The organism is Streptomyces iranensis (assembly GCF_017874715.1).
In the GTDB taxonomy this organism is placed as follows: Bacteria; Actinomycetota; Actinomycetes; order Streptomycetales; family Streptomycetaceae; genus Streptomyces; species Streptomyces iranensis.
The window spans coordinates 240,503-263,364 of sequence record NZ_JAGGLR010000001.1 but is presented as its reverse complement, the minus strand read 5'-3'; the positions used below and the strand labels follow the sequence as shown (position 1 = coordinate 263,364).

Annotated in this window: 20 protein-coding genes; 17 read left to right on the top strand and 3 right to left on the bottom strand. The window is 72.0% G+C overall.

Annotation, left to right across the window (positions count from 1 at the left end):
* On the bottom strand, nucleotides 1–471 hold the full coding sequence (locus J2Z30_RS01175; RefSeq protein ID WP_044576998.1) for an OsmC family protein: 471 nt from the start codon (nucleotides 469–471) through the stop codon (nucleotides 1–3).
* 193 nt (nucleotides 472–664) lie between these two features.
* Between J2Z30_RS01175 and J2Z30_RS01170 the strand changes: the two genes are divergently transcribed.
* From J2Z30_RS01170 to J2Z30_RS01160, 3 genes are all read left to right on the top strand, one after another.
* Nucleotides 665–1,399: an SDR family oxidoreductase gene (locus J2Z30_RS01170; RefSeq protein WP_044582081.1), complete on the top strand. Its 735-nt coding sequence runs from the start codon at nucleotides 665–667 to the stop codon at nucleotides 1,397–1,399.
* Between the two features lie 107 nt (nucleotides 1,400–1,506).
* On the top strand, nucleotides 1,507–2,370 hold the full coding sequence (locus tag J2Z30_RS01165) for a polysaccharide deacetylase family protein (RefSeq protein ID WP_044577001.1): 864 nt from the start codon (nucleotides 1,507–1,509) through the stop codon (nucleotides 2,368–2,370).
* 273 nt (nucleotides 2,371–2,643) lie between these two features.
* Nucleotides 2,644–3,474, top strand: a complete 831-nt coding sequence (locus tag J2Z30_RS01160; RefSeq protein ID WP_044577003.1) for an endo alpha-1,4 polygalactosaminidase — start codon at nucleotides 2,644–2,646, stop codon at nucleotides 3,472–3,474.
* Nucleotides 3,475–3,540: 66 nt separating this feature from the next.
* Here J2Z30_RS01160 and J2Z30_RS01155 read toward each other — a convergent pair whose 3' ends face one another.
* Together J2Z30_RS01155 and J2Z30_RS01150 are read right to left on the bottom strand one after the other, a co-directional pair.
* Nucleotides 3,541–4,173, bottom strand: coding sequence for a TIGR03085 family metal-binding protein (locus J2Z30_RS01155; RefSeq protein WP_044577006.1), 633 nt, complete (start codon nucleotides 4,171–4,173; stop codon nucleotides 3,541–3,543).
* Nucleotides 4,174–4,514: 341 nt separating this feature from the next.
* Nucleotides 4,515–5,483: a hypothetical protein gene (locus tag J2Z30_RS01150; RefSeq protein ID WP_245387424.1), complete on the bottom strand. Its 969-nt coding sequence runs from the start codon at nucleotides 5,481–5,483 to the stop codon at nucleotides 4,515–4,517.
* A 143-nt stretch (nucleotides 5,484–5,626) separates the two neighbouring features.
* Between J2Z30_RS01150 and hisI the strand changes: the two genes are divergently transcribed.
* The 14 genes from hisI to J2Z30_RS01085 all read left to right on the top strand — a co-directional run bounded on the left by hisI (nucleotide 5,627) and on the right by J2Z30_RS01085 (nucleotide 22,813).
* Complete coding sequence (gene hisI / locus J2Z30_RS01145) at nucleotides 5,627–6,016, top strand: phosphoribosyl-AMP cyclohydrolase (protein WP_044577009.1); 390 nt, start codon at nucleotides 5,627–5,629, stop codon at nucleotides 6,014–6,016.
* A gap of 39 nt (nucleotides 6,017–6,055) precedes the next feature.
* Nucleotides 6,056–7,591: an anthranilate synthase component I gene (locus J2Z30_RS01140; RefSeq protein WP_308279610.1), complete on the top strand. Its 1,536-nt coding sequence runs from the start codon at nucleotides 6,056–6,058 to the stop codon at nucleotides 7,589–7,591.
* 138 nt (nucleotides 7,592–7,729) lie between these two features.
* Nucleotides 7,730–8,425: a TIGR02234 family membrane protein gene (locus tag J2Z30_RS01135; protein WP_044577016.1), complete on the top strand. Its 696-nt coding sequence runs from the start codon at nucleotides 7,730–7,732 to the stop codon at nucleotides 8,423–8,425.
* Between the two features lie 1,140 nt (nucleotides 8,426–9,565).
* Nucleotides 9,566–9,829: an HGxxPAAW family protein gene (locus J2Z30_RS01130; protein WP_044577019.1), complete on the top strand. Its 264-nt coding sequence runs from the start codon at nucleotides 9,566–9,568 to the stop codon at nucleotides 9,827–9,829.
* 117 nt (nucleotides 9,830–9,946) lie between these two features.
* On the top strand, nucleotides 9,947–10,357 hold the full coding sequence (locus tag J2Z30_RS01125) for a DUF2752 domain-containing protein (RefSeq protein ID WP_044577022.1): 411 nt from the start codon (nucleotides 9,947–9,949) through the stop codon (nucleotides 10,355–10,357).
* Nucleotides 10,358–10,514: 157 nt separating this feature from the next.
* On the top strand, nucleotides 10,515–11,324 hold the full coding sequence (gene trpC / locus J2Z30_RS01120) for an indole-3-glycerol phosphate synthase TrpC (RefSeq protein ID WP_044577025.1): 810 nt from the start codon (nucleotides 10,515–10,517) through the stop codon (nucleotides 11,322–11,324).
* Nucleotides 11,325–11,347: 23 nt separating this feature from the next.
* A complete protein-coding gene (gene trpM, locus J2Z30_RS51605) occupies nucleotides 11,348–11,500 on the top strand; it encodes a tryptophan biosynthesis modulator TrpM (protein ID WP_372453215.1) in 153 nt (50 codons plus the stop codon).
* 69 nt (nucleotides 11,501–11,569) lie between these two features.
* Nucleotides 11,570–12,817: a tryptophan synthase subunit beta gene (gene trpB / locus J2Z30_RS01115; protein ID WP_044577028.1), complete on the top strand. Its 1,248-nt coding sequence runs from the start codon at nucleotides 11,570–11,572 to the stop codon at nucleotides 12,815–12,817.
* Nucleotides 12,817–13,635 (top strand): tryptophan synthase subunit alpha, encoded by an 819-nt coding sequence (gene trpA, locus J2Z30_RS01110; RefSeq protein WP_044577031.1) that lies wholly within the window; start codon nucleotides 12,817–12,819, stop codon nucleotides 13,633–13,635. Before trpB ends, trpA begins: the two co-directional genes overlap by 1 nt.
* A gap of 72 nt (nucleotides 13,636–13,707) precedes the next feature.
* Nucleotides 13,708–14,526, top strand: coding sequence for a DsbA family protein (locus tag J2Z30_RS01105; protein WP_044577034.1), 819 nt, complete (start codon nucleotides 13,708–13,710; stop codon nucleotides 14,524–14,526).
* Between the two features lie 70 nt (nucleotides 14,527–14,596).
* Complete coding sequence (gene lgt / locus J2Z30_RS01100) at nucleotides 14,597–15,589, top strand: prolipoprotein diacylglyceryl transferase (RefSeq protein ID WP_044577038.1); 993 nt, start codon at nucleotides 14,597–14,599, stop codon at nucleotides 15,587–15,589.
* A 188-nt stretch (nucleotides 15,590–15,777) separates the two neighbouring features.
* Entirely contained in the window at nucleotides 15,778–16,509 is a 732-nt protein-coding gene (locus tag J2Z30_RS01095) for a VIT1/CCC1 transporter family protein (protein ID WP_044577041.1), read from the top strand.
* Between the two features lie 300 nt (nucleotides 16,510–16,809).
* Nucleotides 16,810–21,360 (top strand): glutamate synthase large subunit, encoded by a 4,551-nt coding sequence (gene gltB / locus J2Z30_RS01090; protein WP_078956961.1) that lies wholly within the window; start codon nucleotides 16,810–16,812, stop codon nucleotides 21,358–21,360.
* Nucleotides 21,353–22,813: a glutamate synthase subunit beta gene (locus J2Z30_RS01085; protein ID WP_044577045.1), complete on the top strand. Its 1,461-nt coding sequence runs from the start codon at nucleotides 21,353–21,355 to the stop codon at nucleotides 22,811–22,813. The genes gltB and J2Z30_RS01085 overlap by 8 nt, the downstream gene beginning before the upstream one ends.
* The last annotated feature ends 49 nt before the right edge of the window (nucleotides 22,814–22,862 follow it).

Below are 22,862 nucleotides of genomic sequence, written 5' to 3'. Positions count from 1 at the left end.
TCAGCCGACCCGGACGGCCGGCTGATGGCGGACGGGGAAGTTGACCGAGTTCGCGATGAAGCACGCCTGATGGGCGTCCTTGTGCGCCGAACGCGCCCGCTCCAGCATCGCCTCGTCCGCGACGGTGACCACCGGATTGAGCACCACCTCGGTGAAGCGCCCGCTGTGCCCGGCCGTCTCCTCCATGACCCCGGCGGCGACGTCCTCGTACGCCGTGACCGTCACCCCGTCCCGGGCGCAAACGGACAGGTAGGTCAGCATGTGGCACTGCGAGAGCGAGGCCAGCAGGAACTCCTCCGGATTCCAGCACTCCGGATCCCCCAGGAACGCGGGATCGGCACTGCCCCGCAGGGTCGGCTTCCCCTCGCCGAAGATGTCGTGCGACCGCCCGTAGTCCCGGTAACCAGTCGTCCCCGAACCGGTGTTACCGGTCCACCGGACGGTTGCGCGGTAGGTGTGCTGTCGGCCCATTGTCTGTGCGCTCCCCTTCGTGTCCCAGCGGTGGCGGAACTGGCCCCCGCCCATCGTGCCGTGCTGACTGGGAGTGTCGCACCCAGGAGAAGTGCGTCCTGGTACGGGGGCTCTGACCTGCGCAGACTCGGTGGGGTCGGCACAGAGCCGCACAGGGACGGAAAGGGATACCGCCATGAACGCCAAGAACGACATGACCGGGACCGGCAAGGTCGTGCTCATCACCGGGGCCAGCAGCGGGATCGGCGCGGCGACCGCGCGTCGGCTCGCCGCCGACGGGCACCGGGTCTATCTGGGGGCGCGGCGGACCGAGCGGCTGGGGGAGCTGGCCGGGGAGATCACCGCCGAGGGCGGCAGCGCGGCGTACCAGAGGCTGGATGTCACCGCGGCCGATGACATGCGGGCCTTCGTGGCGGCCGCCCGGGAGCGGTTCGGGCGGGTGGACGTGATGGTCAACAACGCCGGGGTGATGCCCCTTTCACCGCTCGAGGCGCTGAAGGTCGACGAATGGGACCGGATGCTCGATGTGAATGTGCGCGGTGTGCTGTACGGCATCGCCGCGGCCCTGCCGGTGATGCGGGAGCAGGGCGGCGGGCACGTCGTGAACATCGCCTCGGTCGGCGCGTACGAGGTATCGCCCACCGCCGCGGTGTACTGCGCCACCAAGTTCGCCGTGCGCGCCATCTCGGAGGGGCTGCGCCAGGAGTCGGCCGGTGACATCCGGGTCAGCCTGGTCTCCCCGGGCGTGACCGAGTCCGAACTCGCCGAGTCCATCTCCGACCCGAGCGCCCGTGAGGCCATGAAGACCTACCGTTCGGTGGCCATCCCCGCCTCCGCGATCGCCGACGCCATCGCGTACGCCATCGGACAGCCGCGGGAGGTCGACGTCAACGAGATCGTGGTGCGCCCGGTGGCGAGTGCCCAGTAGAGGCGGGCCGTCCAGGAAGGGGGCCGTCCAGAAGGGGGCGGGCCCGTCCAGGAGGGGTGGGCGGAAAACCGGTGGGGCGATCGCTGACGGCGGCTCACACTGAGGGCATGGACGGAGTCACGTCGAGTCAGCTGCTGGGGTTCCCGCCCGATGCGCGGGTGCTCATCGTCAACTGCGACGACCTCGGCATGCACGAGTCGGTCAACGTCGCCGTCATCGACGCGATCGAGGAGGGGATCGCGAGCTCCTGCAGTCTGATGGTGCCGTGCCCGGGGGCGTCGCAGGCCCTGCGGATGCTGCGCGCGCGACCGGGCGTCCCGTTCGGCATTCACCTCACGCTCGTCCGCGACGCGGATCACCTCCGGTGGGGACCGCTGAGCGCGAAGGGGAAGGTGGCGTCTCTGCTCGACGAGCGGGGCGAGCTCTTCACCGCCGACCGGCGGGAGGAGCTGTTCGCGCGGGCGCGCCCCGAGGAGATCGAGCGGGAGTTCCGGGCCCAGATCGAGGTCGTGGCCGACACGGGACTGACGCCGACTCACCTGGACTGGCACTGCCTGGCCGACGGCGGCCGCGAGGACGTCTTCGAACTGACCGTGGCGCTGGCGGGGGAGTACGGACTGGCGGTACGGGTCTGGCTCGACGGCGGCCGCCGGACGGCGCGCGGGCGGGGGCTGCCGGTCACCGACCATGACTTCCTGGACAGCTTCGCCCTCGACATCGACGGTAAGGCGGCCCGCTACGCCGAGCTGCTGCGCGCTCTTCCGTCCGGGCTCAGCGAGTGGGCGGTCCACCCCGGTCTTGACGACGCCCGGTCGCGGGCCGCCGAGCCCGGCGGCGGATGGCGGGTGCGCCACGGCGACCACGCGTTCCTGACGTCGGCTCGGGCCCGCGAAGTGCTGGCGGAGGAGGGCGTCATGGTGATCGACTACCGGCCGCTCCAGCGGATCTGGTCCCGGGGGCCGCTGACTTGAGGCCATCCGGTCCAGGGGCGACGGCTGACCTGAGGCCATCCGGTCCAGGGGGACGGCTGACGTGATGCCATCCGGCCGAGGGGGACGGCCGACTTGACGCCGTTGCCGGGGCCCGCTTTGATCGCAGCAGCCGCACGGTGTACTTGCCCCGTGCCGCGCAAGAGGTGCGCCCAGCCGGTAGGGACCCGGTGCCGGTCCCGAGCCCGGACACAGTCGCCAGGACGGCGGATGCCATCCGAGGCGGGGACGCTACCCGCGAGTGTTGGAGCTTTCATGCCAGCCAGCCATGCCGCACGCCTTCGTCGCCGCTGGGCCCTCGCGTCGGTGGTGACGGCCGCCGCCGCTGCGGCCGCCGTCGCGACCGTGTCCATGTCCTCGGGAGCCAGCGCGTCCGAAGTGGCGCTGCCGCCCGTCCACGGTGGCTTCGACTACCAGATTGGCGGGGCGTACACCCCGCCGAAGGGTGTCGACATCGTCAGCCGCGACCGCGGGGACTCCCCGGCGAACGGGCTGTACAACATCTGCTACGTCAACGCCTTCCAGGTCCAGCCGGGCGAGCGCGACCAGTGGCCGGACGACCTGCTGCTGCGCGACCGCAACGGCGATCTCGTCATCGACATCAAGTGGAAGGAACCGCTGCTCGACCTCCGTACCGCCGAGAAGCGCGAGCGGGTGGCGGACAAGGTCAACGGGTGGATCGACGGCTGCGCCGACAAGGGGTTCGACGCCGTCGAGCCCGACAACTACGACAGCTACGAACGCTCCAAGAAGCTGTTGACCACCGCTCACGCCAAGGCGTTCATGGCCCTGCTGTCGGAACACGCCCACGCCCAGGGGCTGGCCATCGCGCAGAAGAACACCGCGAAGCTCCTCCCCGACCGGGAGGCGGCCGGGCTGGACTTCGCGGTGGTCGAGGAGTGCGGCGAGTACGACGAGTGCGGTGAGTTCGCCAAGGCGTACGACGACCATGTGGTGGCGGTCGAGTACGGCGACGAGGGCTTCGCCAAGGCGTGCGAGGGCTGGGGCGACCGGCTCAGCGTCGTCCGGCGGGACGAGGACGTCTCGCCCGCGGGCGAGGACGGCTACGTTCGCGAGACCTGTTAGGGGATTTCCTCGTGTCGTCCCCGTCCGCCCCGCGCGGGCGGGGGCGCGTCGCGTTCGGCGGGCGGCTCAGATGCCCAGCTCGGCCTCGTGCGCCGCGGCCACGGCCTCCTTGTCGCCCTCCAGCTCGACCCGGGCGGAATCCTGGCGGCCGGTGAGGAAGAGCGCCAGCTCGCCCGGTTCGCCGGTGACCGTGACGACCGGGGTGCCGCGGCGGGCCACCGCCGTACGGCCGTCCGGGCGGCGCAGCACCAGGCCGACGGGGGAGCGGCGGCCGAAGATCCGGGCGCCGCGCTCGATGCGGGACCACAGCGTGTCGGCGAAGACCGGGTCCAGCTCGCGCGGTGTCCAGTCCGGCCGGGCGCGGCGCACATCCTCGGCATGGACGTAGAACTCGAAGCTGTTGGCCGCCTCGTCCACCTGCTTCAGCGCGAACGGCGACATCCGCGGCGGACCGGTGCGGAACAGCTGGAGCAGCTCTTCGTACGGCCGCGCCGCGAACTCCTCCTGCACCCGGGCCAGCCGCGCCGCCAGCGGCTTGACCAGCACCCCGGCGGCCGCGTCGGGGCGGCGCTCGCGGACCACCAGATGGGCCGCCAGATCGCGGGTGGTCCAGCCCTCGCACAGCGTCGGGGCCCCGGGGCCCGCGCCGTCCAAGAGGTCGGCGAGGAGCAGGCGTTCGCGCTTCGCGTGAGTGGACATGCGTCCACCCTACGACCGGGGCCCGCCCGCTGCCATGAGGAGCGCCGCCGCGCCCCGGCGGGGCGTACGGGGTGTGCGGCTCCGCCGCGTGGCAGGGGCACCGCCCCTGGGCCCCGGGTCTGGGATGGAGCCCGGTCCCGGGCGGAACCCCGGTCCGGGGTATGCGCGGAGCCCCTGGTCCCTGGGTCTGAGGCGGAGCCCGGTCCATGGTGCGGGGCGGAGCCCCGCCCGGGGTCTGGGGCGGAGCCCCTCACGCGGCGGAGCCGCAGATTGTCAGGTGGGCGGAAGGGGCGGGGAGGGGAGCAGCCCGCCGCAGGCGTACGCGTACCGCCGGACACTCCCTACCCCGGCAGGGGCTTGCTCAGCTTCTTGCCGTCGCGCCCGGCGCTCAGCGTGAGCGCGCAGGAGACCTGGTCCTCGCCCTGGATGGAGTACGTGCCCAGCGCGGGGTACAGCGCGTAGTAGTAATACATCCGGCCGTCGTTGGGGACGCTCTTGAGCCGCTTCTTGGCATCCGTCGCGCACAGTGCGAGCGCCTTGGTCTGAATCGCCTTCTCGGTGGAGAAGTCGCCGCTCAGCGTCTCGTTGGCGATCACCTCGCCGTCGTGCGGGCCGTGGCAGGACCGCTTCTCGACCTTGGTGACGCTGCTGTCCATCGCCGGGTGGTCGAAGCACTTGCCGGGGTCGAGCACCACATACGGCACCTTGTCACCGGGCGCGCCCGACTCCGACGCGTCCGGGGCCGCCGACTCCGAGGCGGCCGGATCCCCGTCGGGGGCCTCGCTTCCGCCGCCCAGCGGCGCGCCCTCGCCGGGGTCCTCCGAGCCCGACGGGGCGGCGGACGACTCGGCGTCCGAGGGCGAGGAGAGGGGGCGGTCCGAGGCCGAGGCGGATGGGCCGACGTCGGCCGACGTCTCCTTGCCGCCGTCGTCCTTCGTCCCGATGACGATCGCGCCGACGACCACCGCCACGGCCACCACCGCCGCGATGACGATCGCCGTGGTCCTGGAGCCGCCGGGGCCGGGCGGCGGGGGAGGGGGCGGCAGCGCGCCCGGGGGTATGGACCCTGGCGGCAGCGCGCCCGGGGGCGGGCCGCCGGGCAGCAGAGCCGGTGGGGCGGGCGGACCGAAACCGCCGCTCGGCTGGGCGGGCGGACCGGGCTGGTCCGCCGGGGGCGGTGGCCCGAAGCCTTGCTGCGGCTGCGGCTGCGCGGGCTGTGGCTGTGGTTGCTGCTGCGGCTGCGGCGGTGGACCGAACCCCCCGCCGTTTCCAGGCCGGTTGGGCTCGTTCGACGGCGGCGGAAACGTCATGCCCGAAGCATGCCCCATTCCACTGACAATCCGTCCATCGGGCCCGGCCTACCGGCCGGTTTCCCAGCCCGGCCTCCGGTCCGGCCTCCGGTCCGGTGGAGATCATTCGCGGGGACCCCCCTCCGGACGTGCAGAATGGTCGCATGACCGGCTCCGACCGCCCCTCCGCCCTCGACCCGGCCCTCGCCGCCCGCCTCAAGCGCGGCGCCGACGGCCTGCTGCCCGCCATCGCCCAGCAGTACGACACCGGTGAGGTGCTGATGCTCGGCTGGATGGACGACGAGGCGCTGCACCGCACCCTCACCACCGGCCGCTGCACCTACTGGAGCCGCAGCCGCCAGGAGTACTGGGTCAAGGGCGACACCTCCGGCCATGTCCAGCTGGTCAAGTCCGTCGCGCTCGACTGCGACGCCGACACCGTGCTCGTCAAGGTCGACCAGGTCGGCGGCGCCTGCCACACCGGCGACCGCACCTGCTTCGACGCCGACGAGCTTCCGCTCGGCCCGCAGACCGGCCCGCAGACCGGCCAGTAGACCGGCCACCGCCCCGCCCAGCCTTCCAGTCCCAGCCCCGTGCCCCGCCGGGCTCCCCAGCCCCAGACCCAGGACGCTGTCACGATGGATCTCGAGACCTTCCGCAAGCTGGCGGCCGACCGCCGCGTCATCCCCGTCAGCCGCAAGCTGCTCGCGGACGGCGACACCCCCGTGGGCCTCTACCGCAAGCTGGCCGCCGAGCGCCCCGGCACCTTCCTCCTCGAATCCGCCGAGAACGGCCGCTCCTGGTCCCGCTACTCCTTCATCGGCGTCCGCAGTGCCGCCACCCTCACCGAGCGCGACGGCCGCACCCACTGGCTGGGCACCCCGCCGGTCGGCGTCCCCACCGACGGCGATCCCCTCCAGGCGCTGCGGGCCACCGTCGAGACCCTGCACACCCCCCGGGATCTCGGCGGGCTGGTCCAGCTGCCGCCGTTCACCGGCGGCATGGTCGGCTACCTCGGCTACGACATCGTCCGCCGCCTGGAGAAGGTCGGTGAGCACGGCCGGGACGATCTGCGACTGCCCGAGCTGACCATGCTGCTCACCTCGGACCTCGCGGTGCTGGACCACTGGGACGGCACCGTGCTGCTGATCGCCAACGCGATCAACCACAACGACCTCGACACGGGTGTGGACGAGGCGTACGCGGACGCCGTGGCCCGGCTCGACGCGATGGCCGCTGACCTGGTCCGCCCCGTGGCGACCGACCCCGCCGCGCTGCCCGAGTCCGAGCTGCCGGAGTACACCGCGCTATGGGGCGGCGAGGACTTCATGGAGGCGGTGGACGACATCAAGGAGCGCATCCGCGCGGGCGAGGCGTTCCAGGTCGTCCCCTCGCAGCGGTTCGAGACGCCGTGCTCGGCCAGCGCCCTCGATGTCTACCGGGTGCTGCGGGCCACCAACCCGAGCCCCTATATGTACCTCTTCCGGTTCGAGGGCTTCGATGTGGTGGGCTCGAGCCCGGAGGCGCTGGTCAAGGTCGAGGACGGCCGGGCGATGCTGCACCCCATTGCCGGCACCCGTCACCGGGGGGCCACCCCGCAGGAGGACGCCGCGCTCGCCGAGGAGCTGCTCGCCGACCCCAAGGAGCGGGCCGAGCACCTGATGCTCGTCGACCTCGGGCGCAATGACCTCGGGCGGGTCTGCGAGCCGGGCAGCGTGGAGGTCGTCGACTTCATGTCGATCGAGCGCTACAGCCATGTCATGCACATCGTCTCGACCGTCACCGGCAGCCTCGCCGAGGGCCGTACGGCCTTCGACGTGCTCACCGCCTGCTTCCCCGCGGGCACCCTCTCCGGCGCCCCCAAGCCGCGGGCGCTTCAGATCATCGAGGAGCTGGAGCCGAGCCGCCGCGGGCTGTACGGCGGCTGTGTCGGCTATCTCGACTTCGCGGGCGACTCCGACACCGCGATCGCCATCCGCACCGCGCTGCTGCGCGAGGGCACGGCGTATGTCCAGGCGGGCGCCGGGATCGTCGCCGACTCCGATCCGGTGGCCGAGGACTCGGAGTGCCGCAACAAGGCGGCGGCGGTGCTGCGGGCGGTGCACGCGGCGGGCCGCCTGGAGCGGTAGTCCGCTCGCCCGGAGCGGTAGTCCGCGGCGGCCGGTGGCTCCCCAGGGCGGTGGTTCCCGGTGGCCGGTGGCTCCCGGTAGGTCCCATATCCCCCACCCGGGAACGATCCCGTACCCGGGTGGGGGATAGTGGTAGGCGTGACTGCAGCAGCCGTACCCCAGCCCAGGGCCGAGCACGAGCCCTCCGCCCCCGCCGCGCGCGGCCGCCGAAGCAGCCTTGCCATCGCCCTGCTCGCCGGTGCGCTCGGCGCCGCCCTCGTCCTGCTGGCCACCAGCCGCAAATGGGCCGAGGGCACCGCCTCCGTCGCCCAGGGATCCCTCTCGCAGAGCGCCAACGGCGATGACATCACCGGACTTCCCGGTGCGCTGGCGGTCGTCGGCCTGGCCGCGCTGGTCGCGGTCTTCGCCGTGCGCCGCCTCGGCCGTGCCGTCGTCGCGGCGCTGCTGGCCCTCTGCGGCGCGGGCATCGTGATCAGCTCCGCCCTCGGCGCGTCCGACAAGGCGGCGCTGGAGGAGAAGGCGTCCAAGGTGAGCGGGCTGACCCACAGCCCGATCCATGACGTTGCTTACACCCCCTGGCCGTGGGTCGCCGCGGCGGGCGGGGTGCTCCTGCTGCTCGCGGGCGTGCTCGCCCTGGGCTACGGCCGTCACTGGCCCGCCATGTCCGGCCGGTACGAGCGCGCGGGCACCGCGGGCACCCCGGCCCGGAGCCGCACCCGGCGCGGCGCCGCCGCCTCCGACCCGGACCGCCCCGAGGAGCTGTGGAAGGCCCTGGACCGTGGCGAGGACCCGACGGAGGCCCCGGCGCGGCAGGAGGCCGAGCGCGGCGCCTAAGGGGTGTCCGACGGGCCTCGACGCCTGCGGCGGACTGTTCCCCTCCCCGCCCCTCCCCTCAACCGGGGCTCCGCCCCAGACCCCGAACTGGGGCTTCGCCCCAGGCCCTGTACTGGGGCTCCGCCCCAGACCCCGTACCGGGGCTTCGCCCCAGGCCCTGTACCGGGGCTCCGCCCCCGTACCGGCTCCGCCCCAGACCCCGTACCGGGGCTCCGCCCCAGACCCCGTACCGGGGCTCCGCCCCAGGCCCCGTACCGGGGCTCCGCCCCAGACCCCGTATCCGGGCTCCGCCTCAGGCCCCGCACCGGGGCTTCGCCCCAGGCCCCGTACCGGGGCTCCGCCTCAGATCCCGTACCGGGCTTCGCCCCAGGCCCCGGATCGGGGTTCCGCCCCAGATCCCGTACCGGGCTCCGCTTCAGGCCCCGTACCGGGGCTCCGCCTCAGGCCCTGTATCGGGGTTCCGCCCCAGGCCCCGCACCGGGGCTCCGCCTCAGGCCCTGTATCGGGGTTCCGCCCCAGGCCCTGTACCGGGCTTCGCCCCAGGCCCCGGATCGGGGTTCCGCCCCAGATCCCGTACCGGGCTACGCTTCAGGCCTCGGATCGGGGTTCCGCCCCAGGCTTCGGATCGGGGCTTCGCCTCAGGCCCCGTACCGGGGCTTCGCCCCAGGCCCCGTACCGGGGCTTCGCCCCAGGCCCCGTACCGGGGCTCCGCCCCAGGCCCCGTACCGGGGCTCCGCCTCAGGCCCTGTATCGGGGTTCCGCCCCAGGCCCCGCACCGGGGTTCCGCCCCAGGCCCCGCACCGGGGCCTCGGACCGGGGTTCCGCCCCAGACCCCGGATCGGGGCTCCACCTCAGACCCCGTACCGGGCCTCCGCCCCAGGCCCCGGGGTCCAGGGGCGGAGCCCCGGGTGACGGGAAGGGGCGGGGAGGGGAAAGCATCGGCTTGCGGCTCCGTCGCGTGGTTCGCCGGACGCCCCCGTAGACCCGCCCCTTCAGGGCGACGTCCTCGCGCCCGCCCTCCCGTCTCGCACCGTAAGGTCCCACCCCCGCTCAAGGGCGTTTCGCGCATCGGGGACAATGGCGTGGGAGCGTTCGCCCCCGAGCGCCCGGACCAGGCGCGTACAGATACGAGGAGAATTCATGGCGGGTCACGACCACGGACACACCCCGGCCGCCTGGACCGGTGTCACCATCGCCTTCATCGGCTTCTGCGTCGCCGGCGCGTTCACCGTGGCGGCCAACCCGCTCGGCTTCTGGGCAGGCATGGTGATCATCGCCCTCGGCGGCGTCGTCGGCGCGGCGATGCGCGCGGCCGGGCTGGGCATGCCCAAGGCTCAGCACCCGCCGCAGCCGCGGCCCGCGACGCAGGCGCAGTCGCAGGCGCAGGCGCAGACCCAGAGTTGAGCCCCGGCGCGGCCCGGGGCCGCGCCCGCCTCCACCGCATGCGGCACTGAGCCGTACGGAGGCCGGTGCATCGGCCCTGAGCTGCGCCTTCGTGGCTCCCCGGGCAGACTCGGCGGTGTGACCGAACCACCGCCGACCGCCCTCGTCCCCCTGGCGCGGCGTCTGGCCGCCCCGTTGGGTGTGCTCGCGGGCGTTCTCGCCGCCTTCGGCTACGTCGGCGCCGTGGACCCCCGGGAGCCGGGCCACTACCCCGTCTGCCCGCTGCTGCGGCTCACCGGGCTGTACTGCCCCGGCTGCGGCGGGCTGCGCGGCGCCCATGCCCTGGCCCATGGCGATCTGACGGCCGCGCTGCGTGACAACGCCCTCGCCGTCGGCTGTTACGCGGTTTTCGCCGTCTGCTGGGCGGTGTGGTGCGTACGCGGACGCTTCCCGGCGCCGCGGCTGTGGCACGCGGGGGCGCTCGGCGTGGTGGCCCTGGTCTTCACAATCGTCCGGAATTTCCCGTTCGGGGGACTACTGACGCCGTGACCGTTGTTGTGTATGTGCATGTGGCGGGCGTCCGCGTCAACCGGATGCGAGACCTCGGCCTACCGGCGGCTACCATCGCAGTGCCAGGTGAAGCGGTGGACCGCCCCACCCGGTACAGATCAGAAGCTTCATCCCCGTCACGGAAGGGGGCCGCTCGGTGAGTGTGCTCGACGAGATCATCGACGGAGTCCGTGCCGACCTCGCGGAGCGGCAGGCGCGCGTCGCCCTCGACGAGCTCAAGGAGCGGGCGGCCAAGGCCCAGCCGGCGAAGGACGGTGTCGCGGCGCTCAAGGGCGACAGCGTCAAGGTGATCTGCGAGGTCAAGCGGTCCAGCCCCTCCAAGGGCGCGCTCGCCGCGATCGCCGACCCCGCCGGGCTCGCCGCGGACTACGAGGCGGGCGGCGCGGCCGTGATCAGCGTGCTGACCGAGCAGCGGCGGTTCGGCGGATCGCTGGCCGACCTGGAAGCCGTAAGGGCGAAGGTCGACATTCCGGTGCTCCGTAAGGACTTCATCGTCACCTCGTACCAGCTGTGGGAGGCGCGGGCGCACGGCGCCGACGTCATCCTGCTGATCGTCGCCGCGCTGGAGCAGCAGGCGCTGGTCTCGCTCATCGAGCGGGCCGAGTCGATCGGGCTGACGCCCGTGGTCGAGGTGCACGACGAGGAGGAGACCGCCCGAGCGGTTGACGCCGGGGCCCGGGTGATCGGCGTCAACGCGCGTGACCTCAAGACCCTCCAGGTGGACCGCTCGAACTTCACCCGGATCGCACCGGAGATCCCGGACCACATCGTCAAGATCGCGGAGTCCGGGGTGCGCGGCCCGCACGACCTGATCGCCTACGCCAACGACGGCGCGGACGCGGTGCTGGTCGGTGAGTCCCTGGTGACCGGGCGCGACCCCAAGGCCGCGGTGGCCGATCTGGTGGCGGCGGGCGCCCATCCGGCGCTGCGCCACGGCCGGGACTGACGACGGGGCGGGATCGGCGGACCATGGAGACGTACGCGCGCCTGGCACGGGGCTGTCGGCCCCGGGGCTGCCGCGCGCCCGCGAGGCGGGTGCGGGGGCGGCGCGTGCGCTACCACATCGGATGCGAGCCGGGGCAGATCAACGGGCGGCGATGGCGCCGGGCGGCAGTGCGCTGAGCGCACGCCGCATGCTTCCCAGCCATCCCACCTGTCGCGGGGCGCTGCCCCGATCGAGGAGTACGTCGCATGTCCTCTGATTTCTTCATCCCTGACCCGGAGGGCCAGGTGCCCAGCGCCGAGGGGTATTTCGGTGCCTTCGGCGGCAAGTTCATCCCCGAGGCGCTCGTCGCCGCGGTCGACGAGGTCGCCGCCGAGTACGAGAAGGCCAAGGCGGACCCCGCCTTCGCGGCCGAGCTCGAGGATCTGCTGGTCAACTACACCGGCCGGCCCAGCGCGCTGACCGAGGTGGAGCGGTTCGCCGAGCACGCCGGGGGTGCCCGGGTCTTCCTCAAGCGGGAGGACCTCAACCACACCGGCTCCCACAAGATCAACAACGTGCTGGGGCAGGCCCTGCTCACCCGGCGGATGGGCAAGTCCCGCGTCATCGCCGAGACCGGCGCCGGCCAGCACGGGGTGGCCACGGCCACCGCGTGCGCGCTGTTCGGGCTCGAGTGCACCATCTACATGGGCGAGATCGACACCCAGCGGCAGGCGCTCAACGTGGCGCGGATGCGGATGCTGGGCGCCGAGGTCATCGCCGTGAAGTCCGGCAGCCGCACCCTCAAGGACGCCATCAACGAGGCGTTCCGGGACTGGGTCGCCAATGTCGACCGCACCCACTACCTCTTCGGCACCGTGGCCGGGCCCCACCCCTTCCCGGCGCTGGTGCGCGACTTCCACCGGGTGATCGGCGTGGAGGCGCGGCGGCAGATCCTGGAGCGGACCGGGCGGCTGCCGGACGCGGTCGCGGCCTGCGTGGGCGGCGGATCCAACGCGATCGGGCTGTTCCACGCCTTCCTGTCGGACGAGAGCGTGCGGATCGTCGGCTTCGAGCCCGCCGGGCACGGTGTGGCCACCGGAGAGCACGCGGCCACGCTGAGCCAGGGCGAGCCCGGGATCCTGCACGGCTCCCGGTCCTATGTCCTCCAGGACGAGGACGGCCAGATCACCGAGCCGTACTCGATCTCGGCCGGTCTCGACTACCCCGGCGTCGGCCCCGAGCACGCGTATCTGAAGGACATCGGCCGCGCCGAGTACCGGGCGGTCACCGACGACGAGGCCATGCGGGCGCTGCGGCTGCTCTCGGAGACCGAGGGCATCATCCCGGCGATCGAGAGCGCCCACGCGCTCGCGGGCGCCCTGGACCTCGGCCGGGAGCTGGGGAGCGACGGCCTGGTGCTGGTCAATCTCTCCGGGCGCGGCGACAAGGACATGGACACGGCGGCCCAGTACTTCGGGCTCTACGACCAGCAGGGCGACGAGGGGGCGAAGTGATGGCCGGGAACCTGGATCTGCTGGGGTCCGTCCTGGCGGGCGCCAAGGACGAGGGGCGCGCCGCGCTCGTCGGCTATCTGCCCGCCGGTTTCCCCACCATCGACGGCGCGGTGGACGCGATGACCGCCATGATCGAGGGCGGCTGCGACATCGTCGAGGTCGGGCTGCCGCACAGCGATCCGGTGCTCGACGGGCCGGTGATCCAGACCGCGGACGACATCGCGCTGCGCAACGGGGTCCGGATCCGCGATGTGATCCGCACGGTGGGGGAGGCGCACGCCCGCACCGGCGCCCCGATCCTGTGCATGACGTACTGGAACCCTGTGGACCGGTACGGCGTGGAGCGGTTCGCCGCCGATCTCGCCGAGGCGGGCGGCGCGGGCTGCATCCTGCCCGATCTGCCGGTCGAGGAGTCGGAGATCTGGCGGAAGGCCGCCGAGCAGCACGGTCTGGCGACCGTGTTCGTGGTCGCGCCCAGCAGCCGTGATGAGCGGCTGGCGAAGATCACGGCGGCGGGCAGCGGTTTCGTCTACGCGGCGTCCCTGATGGGCGTCACCGGAACGAGGGAATCGGTGGGCCAGGAGGCGCGCGCTCTGGTGGAGCGCACCCGCTCCACCACCTCGCTCCCGGTGTGCGTGGGCCTCGGCGTCTCCAATGCCACGCAGGCGGCGGAGGTCGCGGCGTTCGCCGACGGGGTCATCGTGGGCTCGGCCTTCGTCAAGCGGCTGCTGGACGCCGAGGGTGACACCGAGGCCGGTCTGGCGGGGCTGCGCGAGCTCGCGGGTGAGCTGGCGGAGGGCGTCCGCACCGCCCGTTAGAGGGTCGCTCGTTCGAGGGAACAACGGGGCGGAGGAGCTCAGCGGTGCTCCTCCGCCTCGTTAGGCGAGGGCGTGAGCCAGAGAAACCGTGAGGGAAAGCGCGGCGCCCGAGAGCGCCTGCGGGAACAGCGCGAGCGGGACCGGGCGCGTGTGAAGCGTAAGCGGACGCTGGGCGTCCTGGGGGCGGTGGTGGCCGTCCTCGGCGCGGCGGTGGGCGTGGGCATCGTCGCGTCCAGGACCGACGACGACTCGGGGAAGTCGGGCAGCGCCCTGGTGCCGCCGCGCGGAGCCGTCGGCAAGGGACGTCTGGTGATCCCCTCGGGGAAGTCGGAGAAGGCCGGGCAGGAGGGGAAGGCGGGGAAGTCGGGCCCGGTGACCCTGACGGTCTACGAGGACTTCCGCTGCCCGGGGTGCAAGCAGTTCGAGGACGTCTTCCGCAAGACCGTCCACGAACTGCAGGACACCGGCCGGATGAGGGTCGAGTACCACCTGGTGACGATCATCGACGGAAACCTCGGCGGCACCGGTTCGGTCCGCGCCGCGAACGCGGCGGCCTGCGCCCAGGACAAGGACCCCGCGAAGTTCCGCGCGTACCACGATGTGCTCTACCGCCATCAGCCCCAGGAGACCCGGGACACCTACGCCGACAACGGCAGGCTGATCAAGCTCGCGGACCAGGTCCCGGGGCTGGTCACGCCCGCCTTCCGGCGTTGCGTCGAGGACGGCAGGCACGACGCCTGGGTGCGCAAGTCCAACGACGTCTTCGCCCACTCCGGCTACGCCTCCACGCCGACCGTGCTGCTGGCCGGGAAGTCGATCTACGGCGACCCCAAGAAGCCGCTGAGCCCCAACAAGCTCGAGCGCATGGTCCTCGCGGCGGCCCGCGACTGATCCTTGTTACGCAGCCGTTGCCGGGTGGGTTGCCGCATCTCCCGCCCGGCACGGTAGCGTCGGTCCTGTCATGGACCTCCTCGCTTACATTCCCAGCCCGTCGTCCGGCGTGATCTATCTCGGTCCGGTCCCGCTGCGCGGCTATGCGTTCTGCATCATCATCGGCGTCTTCGTCGCGGTCTGGTACGGCGGGCGGCGCTGGGTCGCCCGTGGCGGCCGGGTCGGCACGGTCGCCGACATCGCCGTCTGGGCGGTGCCATTCGGCCTGGTCGGCGGCCGCCTCTACCACGTCATCACCGACTACGAGCTGTACTTCACCGACGGCCGTGACTGGGTGGACGCCTTCAAGATCTGGCAGGGCGGCCTGGGGATCTGGGGGGCCATCGCGCTGGGCGCGCTCGGCGCCTGGATCGGCTGCCGCCGCCGGGGGATCCCGCTCCCGGCGTACGCGGACGCCATCGCCCCCGGAATCGCCTTCGCCCAGGCCATCGGGCGCTGGGGCAACTGGTTCAACCAGGAGCTGTACGGCAAGGCCACCACGCTGCCCTGGGCGCTGAAGATCGACGGCGACGCCGACGCGGGCCGGGTGGCCGGCACGTACCACCCGACCTTCCTGTACGAGTCGCTGTGGTGCGTCGGTGTGGCGCTGCTGGTGATCTGGGCGGACCGCCGCTTCAAACTGGGGCATGGCCGGGCGTTTGCCCTCTACGTCGCGGCGTACACCGTGGGCCGCTTCTGGATCGAGTACCTCCGGGTGGACGACGCCCACCATGTGCTGGGGCTGCGGCTCAACAACTGGACGTCCGTCGTGGTCTTCCTGGCCGCGGTGGCCTACCTGGTGATCTCCGCGAAGCGGTCCCCGGGCCGCGAGGAGGTCGTGGAACCGGCGGCGATCGAGGACGGCGCTGCCCCGGCCACCGGGACGAGCGGCGACGCCCCGGCCGGGAGCGCGGCCAAGAGCGGCGACGCCCCGGCCAAGAGCGGCGGCACTCCGGCCGAGAGCGACGGCGCGGACGAGGCCGGTGCGGTGGTCGCCGAGGCGGAGCCCACCAAGAACCCCTGACGCGCGCCGATATGCGCCCATCGGGCCGCCGGATCCCTCGGGATTCGGCGGCCCTTCTGCGTTTGCGCAGGTCAGCGAGGTAAGTTCGGCCTTCCTTGCTGGCGGAGCGGGGGAATTCGTGCGTACCTTCGAACCGTTGGGGTGAGGGCCGCATCGCCACACCCTTCTCGAAGGGAGCACATCTTCATATGTCCGTCATTGACAGCGCCGAGTCACCGCACATCGCCCACCGCGACAACCACACCCACCGTGATGTGAACGGCGGCTGGCTGCGCCCCGCCGTCTTCGGCGCCATGGACGGCCTGGTCTCCAACCTCGCGCTGATGACCGGTGTGGCCGGTGGCGCGGTGGACCGGCAGACGATCGTGATCACCGGTCTCGCGGGTCTCGCCGCCGGTGCCTTCTCGATGGCCGCCGGTGAGTACACCTCCGTCGCCTCCCAGCGCGATCTGGTCCAGGCCGAGCTGGAGGTCGAGCGGCGCGAGCTGCGCAAGCACCCGGTGGACGAGCTGGAGGAGCTGGCGGCGCTCTACGAGTCCCGTGGGGTGGAGCCGGCCCTGGCCCGTGAGGTGGCCGAGCAGCTTTCCCGCGACCCCGAGCAGGCGCTGGAGATACACGCCCGCGAGGAGCTGGGCGTGGACCCGGACGATCTGCCGTCGCCGCTGGTCGCGGCGGTGTCCTCGTTCGGCTCCTTCGCGCTGGGCGCGCTGCTGCCGGTGCTGCCGTATCTGCTGGGCGCCGCGGCGCTGTGGCCGGCCCTGGTGCTGGCGCTGATCGGGCTCTTCGGGTGCGGTGCGGTGGTGGCGCGGGTGACCGCCCGGAGCTGGTGGTACAGCGGGCTGCGGCAGCTGGCGCTGGGTGGCGCGGCGGCGGGTGTGACCTATGCCCTGGGCGCTTTCTTCGGAACGGCCGTAGGATGACAGTCATACGGCGAGCCGCATAATCACGCCGTTACTCCTCGGTTTCGATCCTTTTACGGGCGGGCATAAGCCCGAAGCGCTTGGGCAGTGTCGCCCGATCCGCGCCATGGCGACGCCGGTCGCCCCATCCCCAATGCCCGTACTGCCTCACCTCACCCCACCCCTGGGGTGTCCGCATGATGGAACGGAATTTCCGCTTCCCGAGATTCGCCCCATCATGTAACCTGCACGAAATTCTCGCGGAGGGCCAACGTCGTCCCTCGGCACACGCAAAATGCCATGACGACGACGGGAGAGCCGATGCGTTCCGCATCCCACCCTGCCCGCCAAGGGATGTACGACCCACGCAATGAGCACGACGCCTGTGGCGTCGGCTTCGTGGCGACCCTCACCGGTGAGGCCAGCCATGAGCTCGTGGAGCAGGCTCTCACCGTGCTGAGGAACCTCGAGCACCGCGGCGCCACCGGTTCCGAGCCCGACTCCGGCGATGGCGCGGGCATCCTCATCCAGGTTCCGGACGCCTTCCTGCGGGCCAGTGTGACCGGCTTCGAGCTGCCCGAAGCCGGTGCCTACGCGGTGGGCATCGCGTTTCTCCCGGAGGGTGAGACCGAGGGTGCGGCCGCCGCGGAGCACATCGAGCGGCTCGCCGCCGAGGAGGGCCTGACCGTCCTCGGCTGGCGCGAGGTGCCCGTCGCCCCCGAGCTGCTGGGCAACGGCGCGCGGGCCACCATGCCCGCCTTCCGTCAGCTCTTCGTCGCCGACGGCACCACCACCGGCGTGGCCCTGGACCGCAAGGCGTTCATGCTGCGCAAGCGCGCCGAGCGCGAGGCGGGGGTCTACTTCCCCTCGCTGTCCGCGCGCACCCTGGTCTACAAGGGCATGCTGACCACCGGTCAGCTGGAGCCGTTCTTCCCGGACCTCTCCGACCGCCGTTTCGCCACGGCCGTCTCGCTGGTCCACTCCCGGTTCTCCACCAACACCTTCCCGAGCTGGCCGCTGGCCCACCCGTACCGCTTCGTCGCCCACAACGGTGAGATCAACACCGTCCAGGGCAACCGCAACTGGATGCGCGCCCGGGAGTCCCAGCTGGTCAGCGACCTGTTCGGGGAGAAGGGCCTGGAGCGGATCTTCCCCGTCTGCACCCCGGACGCCTCCGACTCGGCGACCTTCGACGAGGTCCTGGAGCTGCTCCACCTCGGCGGCCGCTCGCTGCCGCACTCGGTGCTGATGATGGTCCCCGAGGCGTGGGAGAACCACCCCTCCATGGACCCGGCCCGGCGCGCCTTCTACCAGTACCACTCCACGATGATGGAGCCCTGGGACGGCCCGGCCTGTGTCACCTTCACCGACGGCGTCCAGGTCGGCGCCGTGCTGGACCGCAACGGTCTGCGACCCGGGCGCTACTGGGTCACCGACGACGGTCTGGTCGTGCTCTCCTCCGAGGTCGGCGTCCTGGACATCGACCCGGCCAAGGTGGTCCGCAAGGGCCGGCTCCAGCCGGGCCGGATGTTCCTGGTGGACACCGCCGAGCACCGGATCATCGAGGACGACGAGATCAAGGCCGAGCTGGCCGCCGAGCAGCCGTACGGCGAGTGGCTGGAGGCCGGTCTGATCGGCCTGGCCGACCTGCCCGAGCGCGAGCACATCGTGCACACCCACGCCTCGGTCACCCGCCGCCAGCAGACCTTCGGCTACACCGAGGAGGAGCTGCGCGTCCTGCTCGCGCCGATGGCCAAGGCCGGCGCCGAGCCGATCGGCTCGATGGGCACCGACTCGCCGATCGCCGCCCTCTCCGAGCGGCCGCGGCTGCTGTTCGACTACTTCACCCAGCTGTTCGCGCAGGTCACCAATCCGCCGCTGGACGCGATCCGCGAGGAGCTGGTCACCTCGCTGATCTCCTCGCTGGGCCCGCAGGGCAATCTGCTGGAGCCGACTTCGGCCTCCTGCCGCAGTGTCACCCTGTCCTTCCCGGTGATCGACAACGATGAGCTGGCCAAGCTCATCCACATCAACGCCGACGGGGACATGCCGGGCCTCAAGGCGGCGAACCTCTCGGGCCTGTACCGGGTCGGTGGCGGCGGTCAGGCGCTCGCCGCCCGGCTGGACGAGATCTGCGCCGAGGCCGACCGCGCCATCGAGGACGGCGCCCGGCTGATCGTGCTCTCCGACCGCCACTCGGACGCCGAGCACGCCCCGATCCCCTCGCTGCTGCTCACCTCCGCGGTCCACCACCACCTCATCGGCACCAAGCAGCGCACCCAGGTGGGGCTGCTGGTCGAGGCGGGCGACGTCCGCGAGGTGCACCATGTCGCGCTGCTGATCGGCTACGGAGCCGCGGCCGTCAACCCGTACCTGGCCATGGAGTCGGTCGAGGACCTGGTCCGGGCCGGCACCTTCCTGCCCGGCGTCGAGGCCGAGACCGCGATCAAGAACCTCATCAAGGCGCTCGGCAAGGGCGTCCTGAAGGTCATGTCCAAGATGGGCATCTCGACCGTGGCCTCCTACCGGGGCGCGCAGGTCTTCGAGGCCGTCGGCCTGGACGAGTCCTTCGTGGACACCTACTTCCACGGCACCGCCACCAAGATCGGCGGCGCGGGCCTGGACATCGTCGCCAAGGAGGTGGCCGCCCGCCACGCCAAGGCGTACCCCGCCTCCGGCGTCCCCTCCGCCCACCGCACGCTGGAGATCGGCGGCGAGTACCAGTGGCGCCGCGAGGGCGAGCCGCACCTCTTCGACCCCGAGACGGTCTTCCGGCTCCAGCACTCCACCCGGTCGCGCCGCTACGACATCTTCAAGAAGTACACGGCGCGGGTGAACGAGCAGTCCGAGCGGTTGATGACGCTGCGCGGTCTGTTCTCCTTCAAGGGCGAGCGCACCTCGATCCCGATCGAGGAGGTCGAGCCGGTCAGCGAGATCGTCAAGCGGTTCTCCACCGGCGCCATGTCGTACGGCTCCATCTCCCAGGAGGCGCACGAGACCCTCGCCGTCGCCATGAACCAGCTGGGCGGAAAGTCCAACACCGGTGAGGGCGGCGAGGACTCCGACCGGCTGCAGGACCCCGCCCGGCGCTCCTCGATCAAGCAGGTGGCCTCCGGCCGCTTCGGCGTGACCAGCGAATACCTGGTCAACTCCGATGACATCCAGATCAAGATGGCCCAGGGCGCCAAGCCCGGCGAGGGCGGCCAGCTGCCCGGCCACAAGGTCTACCCGTGGGTGGCCAAGACCCGGCACTCCACCCCGGGCGTCGGCCTGATCTCCCCGCCGCCGCACCACGACATCTACTCGATCGAGGATCTCGCCCAGCTGATCCACGACCTGAAGAACGCCAACCCGCGGGCCCGGATCCACGTCAAGCTGGTCTCCGAGGTCGGCGTCGGCACGGTGGCCGCGGGCGTCTCCAAGGCCCACGCCGATGTGGTGCTGATCTCCGGCCACGACGGCGGCACCGGCGCCTCGCCGCTCACCTCGCTCAAGCACGCGGGCGGCCCCTGGGAGCTCGGCCTCGCCGAGACCCAGCAGACGCTGCTGCTCAACGGGTTGCGCGACCGCATCGTGGTGCAGACCGACGGCCAGCTGAAGACCGGCCGCGACGTGGTGATCGCCGCGCTGCTCGGCGCCGAGGAGTACGGCTTCGCCACCGCGCCGCTGGTGGTCTCCGGCTGCGTCATGATGCGCGTCTGCCATCTGGACACCTGCCCGGTCGGCATCGCCACCCAGAACCCGGTGCTGCGCGAGCGCTACAGCGGCAAGGCCGAGTTCGTGGTGAACTTCTTCCAGTTCATCGCCGAGGAGGTCCGCGAGCTCCTCGCCGAGCTGGGCTTCCGCTCCCTGGACGAGGCCATCGGCCACGCCGAGCTGCTGGACACCGCCCGCGCCGTCCAGCACTGGAAGGCGCAGGGACTGGACCTCGCCCCGCTGCTGTACGTGCCCGAGCTGCCCGAGGGCGCCGTCCGCCACCAGGCCATCGAGCAGGACCACGGCCTGGCCAAGGCGCTCGACAACCAGCTGATCAAGCTGGCGGCCGACGCGCTGAACGCCGAGAGCGCCGAGGCCGCCGAGCCGGTCCGGGCCCAGGTCGCGATCCGCAACATCAACCGGACCGTCGGCACCATGCTCGGCCATGAGGTGACCCGTACGTTCGGTGGCGCGGGCCTGCCCGAGGACACCATCGACATCACCTTCACCGGCTCGGCCGGTCAGTCCTTCGGCGCGTTCCTGCCCCGCGGTGTCACCCTGCGGCTCGAGGGCGACGCCAACGACTACGTCGGCAAGGGCCTGTCCGGCGGCCGCGTGATCGTCCGCCCGGACCGGGGCGCGGACCACCTCGCCGAGTACTCGACGATCGCGGGCAACACCCTCGCGTACGGCGCGACCGGCGGTGAGATGTTCCTGCGCGGCCGGGTCGGCGAGCGGTTCTGCGTCCGCAACTCCGGCGCCACGGTCGTCTCCGAGGGCGTGGGCGACCACGGCTGTGAGTACATGACCGGCGGTCGCGCGGTCGTCCTCGGCCCCACCGGCCGTAACTTCGCGGCCGGGATGTCCGGCGGTATCGCCTATGTGATCGACCTCGACCCGGACAATGTCAACGTCGATCTGCGGGACACCCTCGGCGCGCTGGACGAAACCGACCAGCGGTGGCTGCACGACGCGGTGCGCCGCCACCACGAGGAGACCGGCTCCACCGTCGCGGGCGCGCTGCTCGACGACTGGGAGACCGCCGTCACCCGCTTCAGCAAGATCATCCCCGCTACGTACCAGGCCGTGCTCGCCGCCAAGGACGCCGCCGAGCGGGCCGGGCTCTCCGAGTCCGAGACCCACGAGAAGATGATGGAGGCGGCGATCAATGGCTGACCCCAAGGGCTTCCTGAGCACTGACCGCGAGGTCGCCGAGACCCGTCCGGTGGAGACGCGCGTCAAGGACTGGAACGAGGTCTACGTCCCCGGTTCGCTGCTGCCGATCATCAGCAAGCAGGCCGGCCGGTGCATGGACTGCGGCATCCCGTTCTGCCACAACGGCTGTCCGCTCGGAAACCTCATCCCCGAGTGGAACGACTACGCCTACCGGGAGGACTGGCGCGAGGCCAGCGAGCGGCTGCACGCGACCAACAACTTCCCGGAGTTCACCGGGCGGCTGTGCCCCGCCCCGTGTGAGTCGGCCTGTGTGCTCGGCATCAACCAGCCGGCGGTGACCATCAAGAACGTCGAGGTCACCATCATCGACAAGGCGTGGGACTCCGGTGACGTCACCCCGCAGCCGCCCGAGCGGCTCAGCGGCAAGACCGTCGCCGTCATCGGCTCGGGCCCGGCGGGCCTGGCCGCCGCCCAGCAGCTGACCCGGGCCGGTCACACGGTCGCCGTCTACGAGCGGGCCGACCGCATCGGCGGGCTGCTGCGCTACGGCATCCCCGAGTTCAAGATGGAGAAGCGGCACATCAACCGCCGTATCGAGCAGATGCGCGCGGAGGGCACCAAGTTCCGCACCGAGACCGAGATCGGCCGCGACATCGACGCCGCCAAGCTGCGCAAGCGGTACGACGCCGTGGTCATCGCGGCCGGCGCCACCACCTCGCGCGACCTGCCGGTCCCGGGCCGGGAGCTGAACGGCATCCACTTCGCGATGGAGTACCTGCCGCTCGCCAACAAGGTGCAGGAGGGCGATCTCACCACGTCCCCCATCACCGCCGAGGGCAAGCACGTCGTGGTCATCGGCGGCGGTGACACCGGCGCGGACTGTGTCGGCACCGCCCACCGGCAGGGCGCCGCCTCCGTCACCCAGCTGGAGATCATGGCCAAGCCGGGCGAGGAGCGTGCCCCGGGCCAGCCCTGGCCCACCTTCCCGATGCTCTACAAGGTCACCTCGGCACACGAGGAGGGCGGCGAGCGGATCTACTCCGTCTCCACCACCCACTTCGAGGGCGACGAGGACGGCAATGTCCAGTGGCTGCATCTGATCGAGGTGGAGTTCAAGGACGGCAAGCTGGAGCAGAAGCCGGGCACCGAGCGGAAGATCCCGGCCCAGCTGGTCACCCTCGCCATGGGCTTCACCGGCACCGACCAGAAGAACGGCCTGGTCGAGCAGTTCGGCCTGGAGCTGGACGAGCGCGGCAACATCGCGCGCGATGCCGACTTCGCCACCAATGTGCCGGGTGTCTTCGTGGCCGGTGACGCGGGCCGCGGCCAGTCGCTGATCGTCTGGGCCATCGCCGAGGGCCGCTCCGCGGCGCGCGGGGTGGACCGCCATCTGGCCGGGGCCAGCGAGCTGCCTGCCCCGATCCGCCCCACCGACCGGGCCCTCATGGTCTGACCCGGTCTCCCGGCTTTCCCGGATCTCCGCCCGTACAACGGCGTACGGA

What these genes read in the sequence shown, in the direction of transcription:
- trpM (WP_372453215.1), top strand. Translation starts at nt 11,348, where the DNA reads ATGGAGACGTACGCGCGCCTGGCACGGGGCTGTCGGCCCCGGGGCTGC.
- J2Z30_RS01155 (WP_044577006.1), bottom strand. Translation starts at nt 4,173, where the DNA reads ATGTCCACTCACGCGAAGCGCGAACGCCTGCTCCTCGCCGACCTCTTG.
- trpB (WP_044577028.1), top strand. Translation starts at nt 11,570, where the DNA reads ATGTCCTCTGATTTCTTCATCCCTGACCCGGAGGGCCAGGTGCCCAGC.
- trpA (WP_044577031.1), top strand. Translation starts at nt 12,817, where the DNA reads ATGGCCGGGAACCTGGATCTGCTGGGGTCCGTCCTGGCGGGCGCCAAG.
- J2Z30_RS01160 (WP_044577003.1), top strand. Translation starts at nt 2,644, where the DNA reads ATGCCAGCCAGCCATGCCGCACGCCTTCGTCGCCGCTGGGCCCTCGCG.
- J2Z30_RS01170 (WP_044582081.1), top strand. Translation starts at nt 665, where the DNA reads ATGACCGGGACCGGCAAGGTCGTGCTCATCACCGGGGCCAGCAGCGGG.
- lgt (WP_044577038.1), top strand. Translation starts at nt 14,597, where the DNA reads ATGGACCTCCTCGCTTACATTCCCAGCCCGTCGTCCGGCGTGATCTAT.
- J2Z30_RS01095 (WP_044577041.1), top strand. Translation starts at nt 15,778, where the DNA reads ATGTCCGTCATTGACAGCGCCGAGTCACCGCACATCGCCCACCGCGAC.
- J2Z30_RS01175 (WP_044576998.1), bottom strand. Translation starts at nt 471, where the DNA reads ATGGGCCGACAGCACACCTACCGCGCAACCGTCCGGTGGACCGGTAAC.
- hisI (WP_044577009.1), top strand. Translation starts at nt 5,627, where the DNA reads ATGACCGGCTCCGACCGCCCCTCCGCCCTCGACCCGGCCCTCGCCGCC.
- gltB (WP_078956961.1), top strand. Translation starts at nt 16,810, where the DNA reads ATGCGTTCCGCATCCCACCCTGCCCGCCAAGGGATGTACGACCCACGC.
- J2Z30_RS01165 (WP_044577001.1), top strand. Translation starts at nt 1,507, where the DNA reads ATGGACGGAGTCACGTCGAGTCAGCTGCTGGGGTTCCCGCCCGATGCG.
- J2Z30_RS01130 (WP_044577019.1), top strand. Translation starts at nt 9,566, where the DNA reads ATGGCGGGTCACGACCACGGACACACCCCGGCCGCCTGGACCGGTGTC.
- J2Z30_RS01150 (WP_245387424.1), bottom strand. Translation starts at nt 5,483, where the DNA reads ATGACGTTTCCGCCGCCGTCGAACGAGCCCAACCGGCCTGGAAACGGC.
- J2Z30_RS01085 (WP_044577045.1), top strand. Translation starts at nt 21,353, where the DNA reads ATGGCTGACCCCAAGGGCTTCCTGAGCACTGACCGCGAGGTCGCCGAG.